Here is a 15,877-nt window from a genome sequence, read left to right as displayed (position 1 = left end):
CAGCGCGTGTGTCGCTGAAATCACCGCGTGCGTTCGGGCTTCACGAAACCCGTAAGCTGCGACCAGGCGTCGAGTGCGGCGGCCATCTCGGCGTGCTTCTTGGACGAGCCCGTTCCTTCGCCGCGCGCGACGCGGCCGACCGTGACGATGGCCGTGAACCGGCGATCGTGGTCGGGGCCTTCGCTCGTGACGTCGTAGTGCGGCGCCGGCTGGTTCTGGCGAGCGGCGGCCTCTTGCAGGCTGGTCTTCGGGTCCATGGCGGCGCCGAAGCGCTCGCTGTCGGCGAGTAGCGGCCCGACGAGGCGGAGGACCAGGTCGGTCGCGACATCGGGACCGCAGCCCAGATAGACCGCGCCGATGATGGCCTCGACCGTGTCGGCGAGGATCGACGGTTTGCGCGCGCCACCCGTGAGGATCTCGCCGCGGCCGAGCAGGATGTGCGGGCCGAGCTCGATGCGCTCGGCAACCTCGGCGAGGGCGATCGTGGAGACCACGCTGGCTCGGCGCTTGGCGAGCTCGCCCTCTGACAGCTCGGGGTTGTCGCGGTAGAGCTTGACCGTGACGGCCTGACCGAGGATGGAGTCGCCGAGGAACTCGAGGCGCTCGTTGTGCGGCGTACCGCCGTGCTCGTAGGCGTAAGACCGGTGCGTCAGGGCCAACGACAAGAGCTCGGGGTCGAGGTCGACTCCGAGCGTGTCACGAAGAACGGACCGGTCGACCTGCTCTCCCGCACGGGGAGAAACAGCGTCGACCGATCCGGCAATTCTGCGTTCGGCGTTGTTCAGTTCGCGGCGGGGCGTCTTCTCGACAGGCGTGCTCTCGACAGATGCCACGGGTGAACCGATACCGAATGAACCGAGCGTCTGTTTAGACGTCGGCGACCTTGCGGCCCTTGTATTCGAGGAACAGCGCGGTGCCCGCGGAGTCTTCGACAACCTTGGCGCGGTGCGGCAGGCTGTAGGTGACCTTGCCGTTTTCGACCGTCTTCACCAGGGTGGGGACTTCGGCCTTCCACTGCGAACGGCGGGCGTGGGTGTTGGCGCGCGACTTTTTCCGCTTCGGGACAGCCATGGTTATCTCTCTTCTGTATCGGCAGCGTCGACGTCTCTCGAGCTGATGTCTGGGGTGAAACTCGCGAGCGCAGCCCAGCGAGGGTCAACGGGTTCGTGAGAGTCTTCGTCGGGTTGTTCAGCCAGCGGCTCGCCGGTTTCTAGGTCGAGACCGGGGCAGTCAGGCCGGCAAACCGGCTGAAACGGCAGTGACAAAACCACTGCATCTCTGATGAGAGGTTCAAGATCCACGTGGTCATCGTGAACCTCATACTCAGATGCTTCCTCGTTAGGATACGCGAAAAGCTCCTGGAATTCGACTTCGACAGGCTGGACGATGTCTTTCAGGCATCGACCGCACACTCCCGTGGCCCGGGTTTCGAGTTCTCCCGTGACCAGGATGCCCTCGTGCACGGACTCGAAACGGACGCGCTGGTAGAGCGGCTCGCCCTTCGGAACGGACACGAGACCCTCGCCGAGCTTCTCGGGCGACGGGATCTCGTAATCGTGCTCGCGCATCTCGCCCGGGTGCCGGACGATGTCCCGAAGGTTCACCGTAAATGGCGTCTTCTTCACATAACTCACCCCGCGAGTCTACCCGCCGCGTGCGGGGACGATACGCCGTTTCTCCGAGGGCGGACGCGGCGCGGCGCGGCTCAGTGCACGTCGGCGGGGGCCTGCTCGCGGCGAGCCGAGGGGGTGAGCACCGAAGCCGGCAAGGCGGCTGCCAAGATGCGGCGACCGGTCGGGCGAGAGCGTGCGAGGGCATCCAGAACCGTCGTCGTCGCTTGCTCGAGACTCACGCCCTCGGGCGGGCCCGAGGCGCGGTCACCGGCGAAACGGAGTCGCTCGACGGCCTCGAGGAGTTGGGTCAGGCGCGCGGACTCGAGCGGCGCGAACGGCACCTCGGCGGACAGAGACTCCGCGATCTGCCGGGGTGTCGCGGCGTCGGAAACCGAGAGGCCGAGATCGCGGGCGGTTTCGGAGATCTCGAGCCAGGCGACATCCGCCGACGCCGCTCCGGAACGCAGACGGCCGAGGCGGCGACGGCGACGCAGGGCTCGAACCGTGCCGGGGACGGCGGCGAGGACGAGCAGGAGGAGGGCGAGCAGCGGGGCCGTGGCGGGAGGGGTCGCGTCGTCGGCGCTTTCAGCGACGGATGTGTCGGTCGGGGCCGTGGCCGACGGCGTGGGCGTCGACTGCTGACCGTTCTGCTGTTGCGGGTCGACCGGGGCCGCCGAGGACGTCGACGACGTCGACTCGGGGATGGCGTAGTCGGGGACCTCGCCGCGGCTCGGCGTGGGCTCGAAGGGAACCCAGCCGACACCCTCGAAGTACAGCTCGGGCCACGAGTGCAGGTCATCCGACGAGACCGAGTACGAGATCTCGTCGCCCGAGGCCCCCGAACGCGTGCCCGGCAGGTAGCCGAGCGAGACGCGCGCCGGGATGCCCTCGAGGCGCGCCATGATGGCCATGGCCGAGGCGTAGTGCACGCAATAGCCCGACTTCTTCTCGAGGAACTGCGCGATGACGTCGAACCCGTCGCCGTCATAGCCCTCGTCGACGGGCGCCGATTCCGAGTAGAGGAAGTCCCCTGAGCGGAAGTACTGCTGCAGGTCGACGGCGCGCTCATAGGCCGTGGTGTCGCCATCGGTGGCCTGGTTCGCGGCATCCTGGATCGCGCCGGGCACATCGTCGGGCAGCTCGAGGAAGCGCGAGACATCCTCAGGGAAGCCCGCGGATGCCTCGGCCAGCTGCTCGGGTGTCGGCTCGATGTTCTGGCTGGTCGCCGTGTAGGTCTGGTCGCGCGTGCTCGAGATCCGGCTCGAGAGCGTCAGACCCTCGACATCCCACATCCACGTGCCGCGCAGATCGGAGACCTCGGTGCTGGGAAAGGGCACGGGAAGCCACGGGCTCTCCATGGTCTCGATCTCGACACGCGTCGTCGCCTCGGTGGTGGCGATATCGGGGCCGAGACCCGGGATGTCGATCGTCGTGTCGTCGTCATTGCGCTCGGTGCGATCGGAATCGGACGACGACCACGTGGTGCCGTCGAACTGGTCGAGCGTGAGGAGGCGGAAGTACTGGCGGTCCTGGCTCGTGGTGCTGTAGCGGAAGGCCTCGCTCGTGCCGGGTTGCCGCAGATCTTTGCCGAGGTCGATGAGCGGGCTCACTCCCCCGCCGATGCGCACGCCACCCGTGGATGGGACGAGCGAGGCGCCGTTGAAACCGGGCACGTTGAGAGTGGCGATCAGCGCGACGACGATGGCCGCTGCGCAGACGGCGGCCACACTGCCGAAACTGCGGCGGGCCAGGCGGCGGGCCCCCGCATCCGCCCACAACACCAGCACGTAGAACACGGCGCACAGAGAGAAGGACCACAGGTCGACGTCGCCCGTGAAGATGCCCGGCACGATGGCGAGCCCGATGACCGGCACGCCCACCACGGCGGGCATGCGGCCCGTGAACGCGACGACGTCGAAGAGCACGGCGAAGAGCCCAGCTCCCACGACGAGGAGGAACTGGATGCCGATGTCGAGCGCCGCGGGCGTCGCCTGCGAGTTGATGGACGCCGCACCGGCGTTGGCGAGAGACGAGATCGTATCGATGCTCGCGGGCGTGGGAATGACGAACAGGATCGAGTCGCCGGCCGCGAAGAGGACCACGATGCTGGCCAGCCAGATGACGGCCGCGCCGACCGAGGCCACCCAGCGCGGCGCGCCGAGCAGACGGATGATCTGGGCGCCCACGAGCACGACGATTCCGACGAGCGCGGGCTCGAACCACCAGTCGATGCCCTCGATGACGGGCGCGAGGCCGCTGATCGCGACCAGGAAGAGCGCCACGAGAGCGAGCGTGAGGGGCCAGAGCGTCGTGGCGCGAACGCGGCGGACGAAACGGGAGTGATCGGACACGGAGCGGTCGGCCGGGCGGTTCGGCGACGAGCCGCGGCCGCCACCGCTGCCGTTGCCGTTGCCGTTGCCGGAGGGCCGTGGAGCCGACGGGCGCGGAGGGGCTTGTGTGCTCATCGCCGAGCCCCCTCTCGATCGGTTCCGCCGACGGCGATCTGACGCCAGGCATCATCGATCGGGCGCCCGGCTGGCAGGTGGGCGGCGCGCCATCCGTTCGTCAGAAGAGAGTCGCGCAGCTCGGTTGCCGGGCGGGATGCTTCTGCAGCGACGATCGCGACGGCGGGATCGGCCGCGCCCTTGACGGCGGTCAGGCGGGTCGAACTCGCCGTTCCCGTGCCCGTGAGCACACAGAACACCGGGAGCATGCCGCCGAGGGATCGCAGGTGGCCGTCGACGCCCGACCACACGTCATCGTCGGGGGTAGTGCTCACACGTCGCACGTCGGCGAGGTCCATGAGCAACGTGGGGGCCGCACCGGGGCTGTAGTGGCGCACGCGGGGGGCTACGCGGTCGCCCGCGCGCTCGAGTGGCTTCGCCGTCTCGATGACCGTGACGGCGAAGCCGTCGGCCAAGAGCCGCACCGCGATGGATGCCGCAGCCTCGACTGCTCGCTCGAATTCCGCCTCTGCGGCCGAACCCGCCGCACCTGCACCCAAGCCCGGCGACGAGGCGCGCGGTGCCACGGTGGTATCGAGCACGACACACGCCTCGGGATCGCCCTGCTGCTCTTCTTGCCTCACCATCAACTCGCCACGACGTGCGGTCTGCCGCCAGTGCACGCGGCGCAGCGGATCGCCGGCGCGGTATTCGCGGGCGATCAACTCGTCGGCGCGGGGGTTCGAGGGCACATAGAGCTGGTGCCGGCCGCCCTCGCCCGAGGCGGTGAGCACGCCCGGCTGATCGAGAACGGTCACGCGTGGCGTCACGGTGAGCGTCGACACCTCGCCCGCCGGGCGGAGGGCGACGGCCAGGCCCAGCGGGTCGCCGTAGCCGAGCCAGAGGGGCCCGATGGGATAGCGGCCGCGCTTCGGAGCACGTACCCGGTATTCGACCATGCCACCGAAGCGTCGGGCGTCGGCACCGGCCGACCACAGGTCGCCACCCTGCTCGCCGAAGCCCGCGGGAAGCTGTTCGGCCCAGCGGTTCAGTCCGCGCGCCGAACCCGTGGCCTCGATGATCACGCGCACGGTCGCGAGTTCGCCGACGGCCACAGCGGGTTCGGCGAAACGTCGGCGCACCTGGACGCGGGGGCGCACCATCCAGACCAAAACGGCCGAGACGAGCACCAGAGTGAGCAGGAAGAAGCCCACGTAGAGACCCTCGCGCCGGTCGATGAGCGTCGAGGCCACCACGAAGGCGAGTGCTACTGCAAGAAATCCCCAGCCGCGCACGGTCGGGCGCACCGCGGCGCCGGAGGATCGTGAGCGTCTGGCCATGTTGTCTACCGCCCGGGAACCGGGACCGGCGTGTTCTCGACGATGCCAGCGAGGATGCCGGCGACGAGCTGATCGGCATACTGGTGCTGGCCGAGGGCACGGCCCGTTGGCACGACGCGGTGGCCCAGCACGGGCAGCACGAGCGCGTCGATATCGTCGGGCAGCACGAAATCGCGGCCCGACACGAGCGCGAGGGCCTTGGCCGCACGCACGAGCTGCAGGGTGGAGCGCGGGCTGCCGCCCAGGCGGATGTCGGGGTGCTCGCGCGTGGCCCGCACGATGTGCACGGCGTACTGCTTCACGGCTTCGGCGACATAGACGTGATGCACGGTCGCGATGACGCGTCTGAGGCCGGCCGTGGACAGCACGGGCTCGAGCGCCTGCAGCGGATTGGCCTCGTTGCGTGAGCTCAGCATGCGCAGCTCGGCCGTCTCGTCGGGGTAACCCATGGAGATGCGCGCCATGAAGCGGTCACGCTGGGCCTCGGGCAACGCGTAGGTGCCCTCCATCTCGATCGGGTTCTGCGTGGCCACGACCGTGAACGGGGTGGGCAGCGGATAGGTCGAGCCGTCGACCGTGACCTGGCGCTCCTCCATGCACTCGAGCAGCGCGGACTGCGTCTTGGGCGAGGCGCGGTTGATCTCGTCGCCGATGACGATGTTCGCGAACACGGCGCCGGGCTTGAACTCGAAGCGGCCGTCGACCTGGTTGTAGACCGAGATGCCCGTGACATCGGAGGGCAGCAGATCTGGCGTGAACTGAATGCGGCTCACGGTGGAGTGCACCGACTTGGCAAGGGCCTTGGCGAGCATGGTCTTGCCGACGCCCGGAACGTCTTCGATCAGAAGATGCCCCTCGGCGAGCAGCACGACGAGTGCCGTGCGGATCTCGGCCGATTTGCCGTCGATGACGTGCTCGACATTGGCCTGCACGCGCGCGACGACCTCGGTGGCCTCCTCGATCGTCATGGCGATGTCGGATGTCGCGGACGAGGCTTGCCCGTCGGTCGGCGCGCTGGTGGGGTAGGTGGTCATGATTCCTGCAAGAAGTCGGCGACGGGCGCGGGAACGTAGGGTCGGATGTCTCCGCCGAGGGAGGCGACCTGCCGCACGAGCGAGCTGGACACATGCGCGTGAGCGGGGTCGGGCAACAGGAAGATCGTCTCGACACCCGCCAGGTTGCGGTTCACGATGGCCATGGGCGTCTCATAGGCGACGTCGACCTGCGAGCGGATGCCCTTGACGAGCACGGTGGCTCCGACATCCGTGGCGTAGTCGACGAGGAGGCCGACGCTCCACGACGCGACGACGACGTTGGTGATGCCGAGCGCCGCGACCGACTTCTCGAGCAGGGCGACGCGCTGCGCGATGGGCAGCAGGGCCGCCTTGTCTGGGTTGTGGACGACGAGCACGTGGAGCTGGTCGAACAGCCCCGCGGCTCTCTCGATGACGTCGAGATGACCCAGGGTGACAGGGTCGAACGAGCCGGGAACAACGGCGATCCTCTGCATCGCCCCAGCTTACCGGCCGGTCGTTACCTTTCCGTGACGATCAGACAATCGTCAGGGAGGGTGAGGAAGCCTCTCAGTTCTTGGAGAGGGCAGCACGCTCGGCATCGTCGAGGCGGCGCTCGAGGGCCGAACGTAGGGCGGGATGCTGCGCCAGATCGGGATCGCCCGCGAGAAGTTCACCGGCGTGCTCACGGGCGCGCATGATGAGGTCGCCGTCGGAGACGACGCGCAGCAGCTTGAGCGAGGACCGCCCGCCGGATTGGCGGTTGCCCAGCACATCGCCCTCGCGCCGCAGCTCGAGGTCGATGGTGGCGAGCTCGAAACCGTCGATGGTGGATGCCACGGCCTCCACTCGCTCGCGTGCGGTCGTCTCGACGGGCGCACCCGTGACGAGCAGGCACAGGCCCGCGTGCTGCCCACGCCCGACGCGCCCGCGCAACTGGTGCAACTGCGACACCCCGAAGCGGTCGGAGTCGAGGACCACCATGGTGGAGGCGTTGGGCACATCGACGCCGACCTCGATGACGGTCGTCGCGACCAGGATGTCGATATCGCCGGCCGCAAAGGACTGCATGATGGCGTCCTTTTCCTCGGACGTCATGCGCCCGTGGAGCGCCTGGATGCGGAGCCCGGAGAGGGCGTCGAGCCGTTGCAATTCGGCGAGCGTGTCGACGACGGTGTGCGGGAGGGCGGGCGCTGGCTCGGCAGGGTCGGCTTCGGGAGCCGAGGCGTCATCGGCCGTCGCCGGCAGATTCTCTCCCTCTTCGGCGACGGCGCGGTCGATGGCCGAGCACACGACGAAGGCCTGGCGCCCCTTGGCGACCTCTTCGGAGACGCGCTGCCACACCCGGCCCATCCATCCCGGCCGGTCTGCCGTGGGCACGACGAAGGATTCGATGCCCGCGCGGCCCGCCGGCAACTCGTGGATGGTGCTGACGTCGAGGTCGCCGAACACCGTCATGGCGACCGTGCGGGGAATGGGCGTGGCCGTGAGCACGAGCACATGCGGGGGCACGTGGCCCTTCTGCCGCAGGGTTTCGCGCTGCTCGACGCCGAAGCGGTGCTGCTCGTCGACGACGACGAGACCCAGGTCGTAGAAGCCGACGGTGTCGGACAGCAGCGCGTGCGTGCCCACGACGATCTTGGCCTGGCCACTGACGACCCGCAGGAGGGCTCGTTTGCGCTCGGCCGTGGACAACTGGCCGGTGAGCAGGGTGGGCACGAGCTCGGCGGCGAGGTCGGGGCCGAGCGAGCGCACGATGGAACGGAGGTGTTGCGCCGCCAGCACCTCGGTGGGAGCGAGCAGCGCCGACTGGCCACCCGAGTCGGCCACGGCCAGCATGGCGCGCAGGGCGACGAGCGTCTTGCCCGAGCCCACCTCACCCTGAACGAGCCGGTTCATGGGCGCGGGGCTGCCCAGGTCGAAGAGAATCTCGGAACCGACGGACTGTTGGTCGCCCGTGAGAGTGAAGGGCAGCGCGTCGTCGAAGCGGTCGAGCAGCCCGCCGTCCTTCGGCACGCGCACGGTGGCGATGCGCGCTCGATCGCTCTGTCGCTGCTGCAGCAACGCCGCCTGCAGAATGAATGCCTCGTGATAGCGCAGCGTGTCGCGTGCGCGCATGAAGTCGGCGTCTTTCTGCGGGCGATGCATGAGTTCGTAGGCCTCACCGAGCCCGAGGAGCTGCTCTTCGGACCGCACCTCTGCGGGAACCGGGTCGTCGAGGGAGGGCAGCTGGTCGAGCACGAGCTCGACGGACTTCTGCACCTGCCAGCTGGCGATCGTCGACGTAGCCGGATAGATGGGGATGGGCATCTGAGCCCACTTCTTGGCCGCCTGCGAGTCGGCGGGGCGAGACGCCTCGTCGAACAGCTCGTAATCGGGATGCGCGAGCTGCAGCGCCCCGCGATAGGCACCGACCTTGCCCGCGAAGATGCCGCGCACGCCGGGCGACAGGTCTTTGGCACGCCACGCCTGGTTGAAGAACGTGAGGGTGAGGATGCCTTCACCGTCGGTGATCTTGACCTCGAGGATTGAGCCACGGCGGGCCCGCATGGGACGCTCGCGCACCTCGATGACCTCGGCCACGATCGTGACCGCATCGCCGATGGGCAGCTGATCGAGCGCCGTCAACTCGCCCCGGCGGGCGTAACGCCTCGGGTAGTGCGCCAGGAGATCGCCGACCGTGCGCAGGCCGAAGGCCTTCTCGAAAGCCGTTGCCGTGCGCCCACCGAGAATGCCCGACAGCGCGGCATCTAGCGGAGACTCGGTCATGGGACGAGTCTATTCGGGGCCACCGACATCGGCCGGTCGTCCCGCTATCGTGGAGCGGTGACCCGAATCGTCGCCGGCGCGGCCGGATCCCTCACCCTGCAGGTGCCGAAGCGCGGCACCAGGCCCACGAGCGACCGCGTGCGCGAGGCCATCTTCTCGGCCCTCGACGCCCGTGACCTCGTGCGCGGCGCGCGCGTGCTCGACCTGTACGCGGGGTCCGGGGCTCTGGGGCTCGAGGCCGCGAGCCGGGGGGCGGTCCACATCGACCTGGTGGAGCGCGGGGCCGAGGCGGCGCAGGTGTGCCGCCGCAACGCATTGGTCGTGCGCAAGGCGCTGGCCGGCGACATCCCGATCGATGTTCATGCCAAGTCGGTGCAGGGGTATCTGGACGGGACACCGGCGGGAAACTGGGACATCGTTTTCATCGACCCGCCCTATGACGTGGGTGAAGACGAGCTGACGGCGGTTCTGACGTCGTTGGCACCCCTCGTCGCACCGGGCGCGAGCATCGTCGTCGAACGCAGTGCCCGCACTCCCGAACCGACGCTGCCCGCTGCCCTCGAAGTCGAGCGCCGGAAAAACTACGGCGAGACCACGCTGTGGTGGGTCGGGCCCCTCGAAGAATAGGCGCGACCGAGCTGCGGGGGGTCCCCTCATCGCGGGGTAGGAGGACCTCGGGTCAGTGGCCGGCGCTCAGAGTCAGCCCTGCCCGCCGCCCCAGGAGCTGTACGGGTCCCAACCATGCGGGTCGACGTCGGTGCCGTCGAGGCTCACGCCCTTGCCCGTTATGACCCGGCCGATGACCGTGAAGCCCAGAGGGACGGCAGCCTCGGTCGGGAAAGTTGCGAGAAGTGAGTGGTCCTCTCCCCCGCGCAACGCGAACGGGCCGTGCGGTTCGAGGGCCGTGCTCGAGAGGTCGAGGCGCGCACCGGATGCCGCGGCCAGGCGTGACGCGTCGAGAAGCAGTCCGTCCGAGACATCCATCATGGCTGTGGCGCCGGCCTCGGACGCGATGACGCCGTGGCCGATCGGCGGGTGCGGGGCGGTCTGCGCCTGAATGAGGTCGGGGTATTCGGCGCGCAGGCGGGCTGTCGCCTCGACATCGGGGTGCCCATCGGCATCGACGCCCTGCCGGAACAGCAGGTCGAGGCCCTGGGCCGCGCGGCCCATCGAGCCCGCGATCGCGAGCACATCGCCGGTTCGGGCACCCGAACGGAGGACGGGTTCGCGGCCCTCGAGGTCGCCGAAAGCCGTCACCGCGATGGTCAGCGTGGCCGACACCGAGAGGTCTCCCCCGACGACGCCGCACCCCGGCGCCATGGCCGCACACCCCTCGCGGATGCCGTCGGCCAGCTGTTCGAGAAACTCGACGGGCAGGTCGGCCGTCGCCGCGAGCGCCACGACCAGGGCCGTCGGTCGAGCACCCATCGCCGCGACATCCGAGAGATTGGATGCCGCAGCCTTCCAGCCGAGCTCGAACGGCGTCGACCAGGCCATGCGAAAATCGGGCCCGTGCACCATGAGGTCGGTCGTGACGACGAAACGCCCGTCGGGCGCCCTCACCACCGCGGCGTCGTCACCGGGGCCCACGAGCGCCGCGTCGGCCGCGCGAAAACGCGGCAGGATGCGGGCGAGTAGCTCCGACTCTGCTGTGTGTCCGACGAGCTGGGGGTCGGAGCCTGAGGACGACATATCGACAACGGTAGCCTGGAAGCGATGTCTTCCCGAAAACGCCTCCTCCCCCTCGCCAGCACCTTCGGTGCCGTCGCGCTCGCCCTCGTCGTCACCGGTTGCGCGCCCACCGTGACCGCCACCTCGGCCCCCGACGCCAACAACCCGGCATGCGCCGACGTGACCGTGCGGCTGCCCGACACCGTGGCCGGCAAACCGCAGCGCGACACCGACGCGCAGGCGACAGGTGCGTGGGGAACGCCGGCCGCCGTTCTGCTGCACTGCGGCGTCGCCGTTCCCGGGCCGACCACCGACACGTGCGTGTCGCTCAACGGCATCGACTGGATCGCCGACGACAGCGACAAGCCCAACTACCGCTACACCACCTACGGCCGCACGCCCGCCATCGAGGTCTTCGTGAACTCGGATGCCGACACGGGCGGCGTCAGCGGCACGACGGCCCTCATCGACCTGGGGCCGGCCGTGTCGACCATCCCTGCGACGAAGGCGTGCACGGGCCCCGAAGACGTTCTCGGCGGTGTCGGCTCAGACAACGGCGACCCCACCGCCACGCCCGTGAACCCGGCCGAGCCGTCGACGGAACCGTCCGAGACGCCTACGCCGTAAGACGGCGGGCTCGGCTGCCGGCCTGGTCGCTGACTCGACCACAGGTGCCGCCGCGTGTGCGCACCATCCCCCAGGGCGACGACGGGCCGGCCCGGGGGGCCGGCGCTCCTAACCGCGTCGCGCGACCGCGACCTCGATGAGCTCGGTGATGAGCTCGGGGTAGCTCAGGCCCGACGCCATCCAGCACGTCGGGAACATCGAGATCGGCGTGAACCCGGGCATGGTGTTGATCTCGTTGACGACGAGGTCGTCGCCCGAGAAGAAGAAGTCGACGCGGGCCAAGCCCTCGGCGCCGATGGCGTCGAACGCGCGCACGGCGACGTCTTGCAAACCCGCGAGCTCGGCGTCGGTCAGGGCGGCCGGGCACACCAGCTCGATGCCGGGGGCGTCGAGGTATTTGGCGTCGAAGTCGTAGAAGTCGCGGCCCGTGATGATGACCTCGCCGGCCACCGAGGCTCGCGCGGGTTCGCCGGGGCGGCCACCGAGCACGGCGATCTCGACTTCGCGACCCGGCATGCCCGATTCGATGAGCACCTTGTCGTCCTCGTCGAACGCGATGCCCATGGCGCGGTGCAGTTCGGCCGCATCACTGACCTTGCTGACGCCGACGCTCGAGCCGGCGCGGGCCGGCTTGACGAACACGGGGGCGCCGAGCTCGTCGAGCGCCTGCTCGGCCACCGACGGTTCTGTCGCGTAGTCGAGGGCCGTGATGGTGCGCCATGGCGCCACCTGGATGCCGGCCTGCTGCAGCACGGTCTTGGTGAAGTGCTTGTCCATGCCGAGGCTCGACGCGAGCACCCCCGATCCCACATACGGGATGTCGGTGAGCTCGAGCATGCCCTGGATGGTGCCGTCCTCGCCGTAGGGACCGTGCAAGATCGGGAACACCAGGTCGATGTCGCCCAGCACCTCGACCGTGCCGTCTTCGCGCACGACGCGCAGTGTGCGCGAGCGCGTGCTGTCGGGCCACTGCACGCGCGTGCCGTTGTCGAGCACCTCGGGCAGCTTCACGGCGTTGAGTGCGAAGCGCGACGGGTCGTCGACCTCGAGCACGAACGCGCCGTCCCGCGTGATCCCCACCGGGATCACGTCGTAGCGTGTGCGGTCAATTGCCGCCAGAACCCCGCCCGCCGTGGCGCAGCTGATGGAGTGCTCGCTGGAACGGCCGCCAAAGAGAACTGCCACCGTCGGCTTGGGGTTCATCGTTCGTCCTTTCGCCCTGAGGTTCATCAGAGTCGGTGGTGAGGTGGGGGGCGATGTCTTTCGGGTTGAGAGTACCGTTCAGCACCTGTTCGACCTGTTGGACGATCGGCATGTCGACGCCGATGGTTCGCGCGAGTTCGAGAATGGGGGCCACGGATGCGAGGCCCTCCGCGGTCTGCTGCATCTGCTTCACGACGGCGTTGAAGCTGTAGCCCTGGCCGAGCAGCCGACCCGCCGTGTTGTTGCGGGACAGCGGGGACTGGCAGGTGGCGATGAGGTCGCCGAGCCCCGCGAGACCCGACAGCGTCTCGGCTTTAGCGCCGTGGGCGACCGCGAAGTCGGTCATCTCGACGAGACCGCGCGTGATGATCGACGCCTTCGTGTTCTCGCCGTAGCCGACACCGTCGACGATGCCGATGGCGACGGCGATGAGGTTCTTCAGCACTCCGCCGAACTCGGTGCCGATGACATCCGTGTTGACGAACGTGCGGAAGTAGCGGTTGCGCGCGAGCAGGGCCACGGCCTGGGCCGTTTCGAGGTTCGACGACGAGATGACGGCCGCGGTGGGCTGCTCCTTCGCGATCTCGAGCGCGAGGTTGGGGCCCGAGGCCACGGCGATGCGGGAGGGATCGATGCCGAGACCCTCTTCGAGCACCTGGCTCATGCGCAGGCCCGTGCCTTTTTCGACGCCCTTCATGAGCGAGACGACGATGGTGTCGGGGCCGATGAGCGGCTTGAGAGCGATGAGGTTGTCGCGCAGCGTCTGGCTCGGCACCGAAACGTAGATCTGCGCGGCACCACGCACGGCAGCCGCGAGATCGCTTTCGGCGGTCAGGTTCTCGGGCAGCGTGACGCCCGGCAGATAGTCGCTGTTGCGGTGGCGCAGGCGGATGTCGTCGGCCAGCTCGGGGCGGCGCGCCCACATGGTGACGTTCGTGCCGCCGTCGGCGAGGATCTTGCCGAAGGTCGTGCCCCAGCTGCCGGCACCGATGACGGCGACGCGTGTCGCGCCGGCGGGTTTACGACTCAAAGCGGCCCGTCTCCTTCTGGTTGTGCTTGGACGGGTCCCAGCGCTCGGCCGGTGCCTTCTCGCCCCGCAACTGCTCGAGCAGCTTCGTGATGTCATCCATCACGGCGGAGGTCGCCTCGGTGAGCGTTGCCGAGTCGAGCGGCCGGCCGGCGAACGCCGACAGGTCGACGGGCTCGCCGAGCAGCAGGTCGATGCGCTTGGGCGGGAAGAAGTTGATCTTCTTCGAGTAACGCGCCATGACCTTCTGCGTGCCCCAGTGCGCGATGGGGTAAACCGGGATGTCGTGGGTCAGGGCAATGCGCACCGCCCCCGTCTTGCCGCGCATGGGCCACATGTCGGGGTCACGCGTGAGCGAACCCTCGGGGTAGACGATGACGCCCTGGCCGGATTTCACGAGCTGCGCCGCGGCCGACACGGGGTCGTTGCCGCGCGTCGATCCTTCGCGTTCGACCGGGATCTGGCCCGCCTTCTTCAGCGTCCAGCCGAGGAGTTTGTTCTTGAACAGCCCCGCCTTGGCCATGAACCGGGGCGCGCGGCCGATCTTCCACACGGCGAGGGCGACCACGATGGGGTCGATCTCGCTGTAGTGGTTAGGCGCCAGGATGAACGGCCCGGTGCGCGGAAGCATCTCGGGATTGCGGATCTTGAGCCGCATCATGGACCACGACACGGGCACCACGATCGCCGCGAGGGGCCACAGGAAGGACGGTTTCGCCTTCTCGGGGCCCGCTCGCAGCCGGCCGGGTCGAGGGTTCAGCTCGGACTTCTGGTCAGGCATGGGTTCAGCCTTCGAGAACGAAGTCGGCTCCCAGCTGTTCCAGCTTGGTGATGAACTTCTCGTAGCCGCGGCTGATGATGCCGACGTTCGAGACGGTGGAGGAGCCTTCGGCGCTCAGGGCCGCGATCAGGTGCGAGAAACCGCCGCGCAGGTCGGGCACCACGATGTCGGCGCCGTGCAGCTTCGACGGGCCGGAGATGACGGCCGAGTGGTTGAAGTTGCGCTGACCGAAGCGGCACGCCTGGCCGCCCAGGCACTCCTTGTGGATCTGGATGGTGGCACCCATGTCGACCAGGGCGTCGACGAAACCGAAGCGCTGTTCATACACGGTCTCGTGCACGATCGAAACACCCTCGGCCTTGGTCAGGGCGACCACGAGGGGCTGCTGCCAGTCGGTCATGAAGCCGGGGTGCACATCGGTCTCGATGACCACGGGGCGCAGCGGCGTGCCGGGGTGGTAGAAACGGATGCCGTCGTCGTGGATCTCGAACTTGCCGCCGACCTTGCGGAACACGTTGAGGAACGTGAGCATCTCGGCCTGACGCGCGCCGCCCACGAAGATGTCTCCGTCGGTGGCGAGTGCGGCGGCAGCCCAGCTGGCCGTCTCGTTGCGGTCGAAGAGAGCGCGGTGCGTGTAGCCCTCGAGGCGGTCGACGCCCTCGATGCGGATGACGCGGTCGGTGTCGACCGAGATGATCGCGCCCATCTTCTGCAAGATGTTGATGAGGTCCATGATCTCGGGCTCGATGGCGGCGCCACGCAGCTCGGTGATGCCCGCCGCACGCACGGCCGTGAGCAGAACCTGCTCGGTGGCGCCGACGCTCGGGTAGGGCAGCTCGACCTTGGTGCCCGACAGGCCGTTGGGGGCCGTCATGCGGATGCCGCTCGGCAGCTTCTCGACCACGGCACCGAACTGGCGCAGAACCTCGAGGTGGTAGTCGATGGGGCGGTCGCCGATGCGGCAACCACCGAGGTCGGGGATGAAAGCCTCGCCCAGGCGGTGCAGCAGGGGGCCGCAGAAGAGGATCGGGATGCGGCTGGAGCCCGCGTGCGCGTCGATGTCGGCCATGTGAGCCGATTCGACGGCCGACGGGTCGAGCAGCAGCGTGCCCTCTTCGTCGCCCGGCGTGACCTTGACGCCGTGCACCTCGAGCAGGCCGCGCACGACCCGCACGTCGCTGATGTCGGGAACGTCGCGCAGCACGCTGGGCGTCTCGCCGAGAAGGGCGGCGACCATGGCCTTGGTCACCAGGTTCTTGGCACCCTTCACCTCGATCCGTCCGCGAAGAGGCCGCCCACCACGAATGGTGATGCGGTCACCCTTGAGGCCGACGCTCGCGCCGGCTCGGGAGGAATCTTGAAGAAGAGTAGTCATTTTCACCTGTATTA

General features: G+C 68.8%; 15 protein-coding genes. 2 read left to right on the top strand and 13 right to left on the bottom strand.

Annotation, left to right across the window (positions count from 1 at the left end):
- Positions 1-20 precede the first annotated feature (20 nt).
- The 8 genes from rnc to ACZ6IE_RS05955 all read right to left on the bottom strand — a co-directional run bounded on the left by rnc (position 21) and on the right by ACZ6IE_RS05955 (position 9,179).
- Entirely contained in the window at positions 21-764 is a 744-nt protein-coding gene (rnc, locus tag ACZ6IE_RS05990; RefSeq protein ID WP_464608590.1) for a ribonuclease III, read from the bottom strand.
- A gap of 103 nt (positions 765-867) precedes the next feature.
- Positions 868-1,071: a 50S ribosomal protein L32 gene (gene rpmF, locus ACZ6IE_RS05985; RefSeq protein WP_077053432.1), complete on the bottom strand. Its 204-nt coding sequence runs from the start codon at positions 1,069-1,071 to the stop codon at positions 868-870.
- Between the two features lie 2 nt (positions 1,072-1,073).
- Positions 1,074-1,568, bottom strand: coding sequence for a YceD family protein (locus tag ACZ6IE_RS05980; RefSeq protein WP_077053971.1), 495 nt, complete (start codon positions 1,566-1,568; stop codon positions 1,074-1,076).
- 137 nt (positions 1,569-1,705) lie between these two features.
- Positions 1,706-4,078 (bottom strand): transglutaminase TgpA family protein, encoded by a 2,373-nt coding sequence (locus tag ACZ6IE_RS05975; RefSeq protein ID WP_464607195.1) that lies wholly within the window; start codon positions 4,076-4,078, stop codon positions 1,706-1,708.
- The gene (locus tag ACZ6IE_RS05970; RefSeq protein ID WP_464607194.1) at positions 4,075-5,397 is read right to left on the bottom strand and encodes a DUF58 domain-containing protein; all 1,323 of its coding nucleotides are present in this window, start codon (positions 5,395-5,397) and stop codon (positions 4,075-4,077) included. Before ACZ6IE_RS05970 ends, ACZ6IE_RS05975 begins: the two co-directional genes overlap by 4 nt.
- 5 nt (positions 5,398-5,402) lie before the next feature.
- Positions 5,403-6,431, bottom strand: a complete 1,029-nt coding sequence (locus ACZ6IE_RS05965) for an AAA family ATPase (protein ID WP_077053435.1) — start codon at positions 6,429-6,431, stop codon at positions 5,403-5,405.
- Positions 6,428-6,907 carry a pantetheine-phosphate adenylyltransferase gene (gene coaD / locus ACZ6IE_RS05960; RefSeq protein WP_077053436.1) on the bottom strand — a complete coding sequence of 160 codons (480 nt, stop codon included), beginning with the start codon at positions 6,905-6,907 and terminating at the stop codon, positions 6,428-6,430. The genes ACZ6IE_RS05965 and coaD overlap by 4 nt, the downstream gene beginning before the upstream one ends.
- A 73-nt stretch (positions 6,908-6,980) precedes the next feature.
- Entirely contained in the window at positions 6,981-9,179 is a 2,199-nt protein-coding gene (locus tag ACZ6IE_RS05955) for an ATP-dependent DNA helicase RecG (RefSeq protein WP_464607193.1), read from the bottom strand.
- A 57-nt stretch (positions 9,180-9,236) separates the two neighbouring features.
- Between ACZ6IE_RS05955 and ACZ6IE_RS05950 the strand changes: the two genes are divergently transcribed.
- Positions 9,237-9,806: an RsmD family RNA methyltransferase gene (locus tag ACZ6IE_RS05950; RefSeq protein ID WP_464607192.1), complete on the top strand. Its 570-nt coding sequence runs from the start codon at positions 9,237-9,239 to the stop codon at positions 9,804-9,806.
- Positions 9,807-9,878: 72 nt separating this feature from the next.
- On the opposite strand, the gene thiL is transcribed toward ACZ6IE_RS05950, so the two are convergent.
- Complete coding sequence (gene thiL, locus ACZ6IE_RS05945) at positions 9,879-10,871, bottom strand: thiamine-phosphate kinase (protein WP_464607191.1); 993 nt, start codon at positions 10,869-10,871, stop codon at positions 9,879-9,881.
- Positions 10,872-10,895: 24 nt separating this feature from the next.
- Between thiL and ACZ6IE_RS05940 the strand changes: the two genes are divergently transcribed.
- The gene (locus ACZ6IE_RS05940) at positions 10,896-11,477 is read left to right on the top strand and encodes a DUF3515 family protein (protein ID WP_464607190.1); all 582 of its coding nucleotides are present in this window, start codon (positions 10,896-10,898) and stop codon (positions 11,475-11,477) included.
- 108 nt (positions 11,478-11,585) lie between these two features.
- On the opposite strand, the gene ACZ6IE_RS05935 is transcribed toward ACZ6IE_RS05940, so the two are convergent.
- The 4 genes from ACZ6IE_RS05935 to murA are packed head-to-tail and all read right to left on the bottom strand — an operon-like array spanning position 11,586 to position 15,863.
- Positions 11,586-12,680, bottom strand: a complete 1,095-nt coding sequence (locus ACZ6IE_RS05935) for a D-alanine--D-alanine ligase family protein (protein WP_464607189.1) — start codon at positions 12,678-12,680, stop codon at positions 11,586-11,588.
- Positions 12,583-13,710: an NAD(P)H-dependent glycerol-3-phosphate dehydrogenase gene (locus ACZ6IE_RS05930; RefSeq protein ID WP_464607188.1), complete on the bottom strand. Its 1,128-nt coding sequence runs from the start codon at positions 13,708-13,710 to the stop codon at positions 12,583-12,585. Before ACZ6IE_RS05930 ends, ACZ6IE_RS05935 begins: the two co-directional genes overlap by 98 nt.
- Positions 13,700-14,488 (bottom strand): lysophospholipid acyltransferase family protein, encoded by a 789-nt coding sequence (locus ACZ6IE_RS05925; protein WP_464607187.1) that lies wholly within the window; start codon positions 14,486-14,488, stop codon positions 13,700-13,702. Before ACZ6IE_RS05925 ends, ACZ6IE_RS05930 begins: the two co-directional genes overlap by 11 nt.
- Before the next feature lie 4 nt (positions 14,489-14,492).
- Positions 14,493-15,863 (bottom strand): UDP-N-acetylglucosamine 1-carboxyvinyltransferase, encoded by a 1,371-nt coding sequence (gene murA, locus ACZ6IE_RS05920; RefSeq protein ID WP_077053444.1) that lies wholly within the window; start codon positions 15,861-15,863, stop codon positions 14,493-14,495.
- Between the last annotated feature and the right edge of the window lie 14 nt (positions 15,864-15,877).

The organism is Okibacterium sp. AC114 (genome assembly GCF_979253355.1).
This window is presented reverse-complemented; position numbering and strand designations above follow the sequence as displayed.

Excerpts from the sequence above, each read along its gene's own strand:
- rpmF (WP_077053432.1), bottom strand. The coding sequence starts at position 1,071 with ATGGCTGTCCCGAAGCGGAAAAAGTCGCGCGCCAACACCCACGCCCGC.
- ACZ6IE_RS05980 (WP_077053971.1), bottom strand. The coding sequence starts at position 1,568 with ATGCGCGAGCACGATTACGAGATCCCGTCGCCCGAGAAGCTCGGCGAG.
- ACZ6IE_RS05975 (WP_464607195.1), bottom strand. The coding sequence starts at position 4,078 with ATGAGCACACAAGCCCCTCCGCGCCCGTCGGCTCCACGGCCCTCCGGC.
- ACZ6IE_RS05970 (WP_464607194.1), bottom strand. The coding sequence starts at position 5,397 with ATGGCCAGACGCTCACGATCCTCCGGCGCCGCGGTGCGCCCGACCGTG.
- ACZ6IE_RS05965 (WP_077053435.1), bottom strand. The coding sequence starts at position 6,431 with ATGACCACCTACCCCACCAGCGCGCCGACCGACGGGCAAGCCTCGTCC.
- coaD (WP_077053436.1), bottom strand. The coding sequence starts at position 6,907 with ATGCAGAGGATCGCCGTTGTTCCCGGCTCGTTCGACCCTGTCACCCTG.
- ACZ6IE_RS05955 (WP_464607193.1), bottom strand. The coding sequence starts at position 9,179 with ATGACCGAGTCTCCGCTAGATGCCGCGCTGTCGGGCATTCTCGGTGGG.
- thiL (WP_464607191.1), bottom strand. The coding sequence starts at position 10,871 with ATGTCGTCCTCAGGCTCCGACCCCCAGCTCGTCGGACACACAGCAGAG.
- ACZ6IE_RS05940 (WP_464607190.1), top strand. The coding sequence starts at position 10,896 with ATGTCTTCCCGAAAACGCCTCCTCCCCCTCGCCAGCACCTTCGGTGCC.
- ACZ6IE_RS05935 (WP_464607189.1), bottom strand. The coding sequence starts at position 12,680 with ATGAACCCCAAGCCGACGGTGGCAGTTCTCTTTGGCGGCCGTTCCAGC.
- ACZ6IE_RS05925 (WP_464607187.1), bottom strand. The coding sequence starts at position 14,488 with ATGCCTGACCAGAAGTCCGAGCTGAACCCTCGACCCGGCCGGCTGCGA.
- murA (WP_077053444.1), bottom strand. The coding sequence starts at position 15,863 with ATGACTACTCTTCTTCAAGATTCCTCCCGAGCCGGCGCGAGCGTCGGC.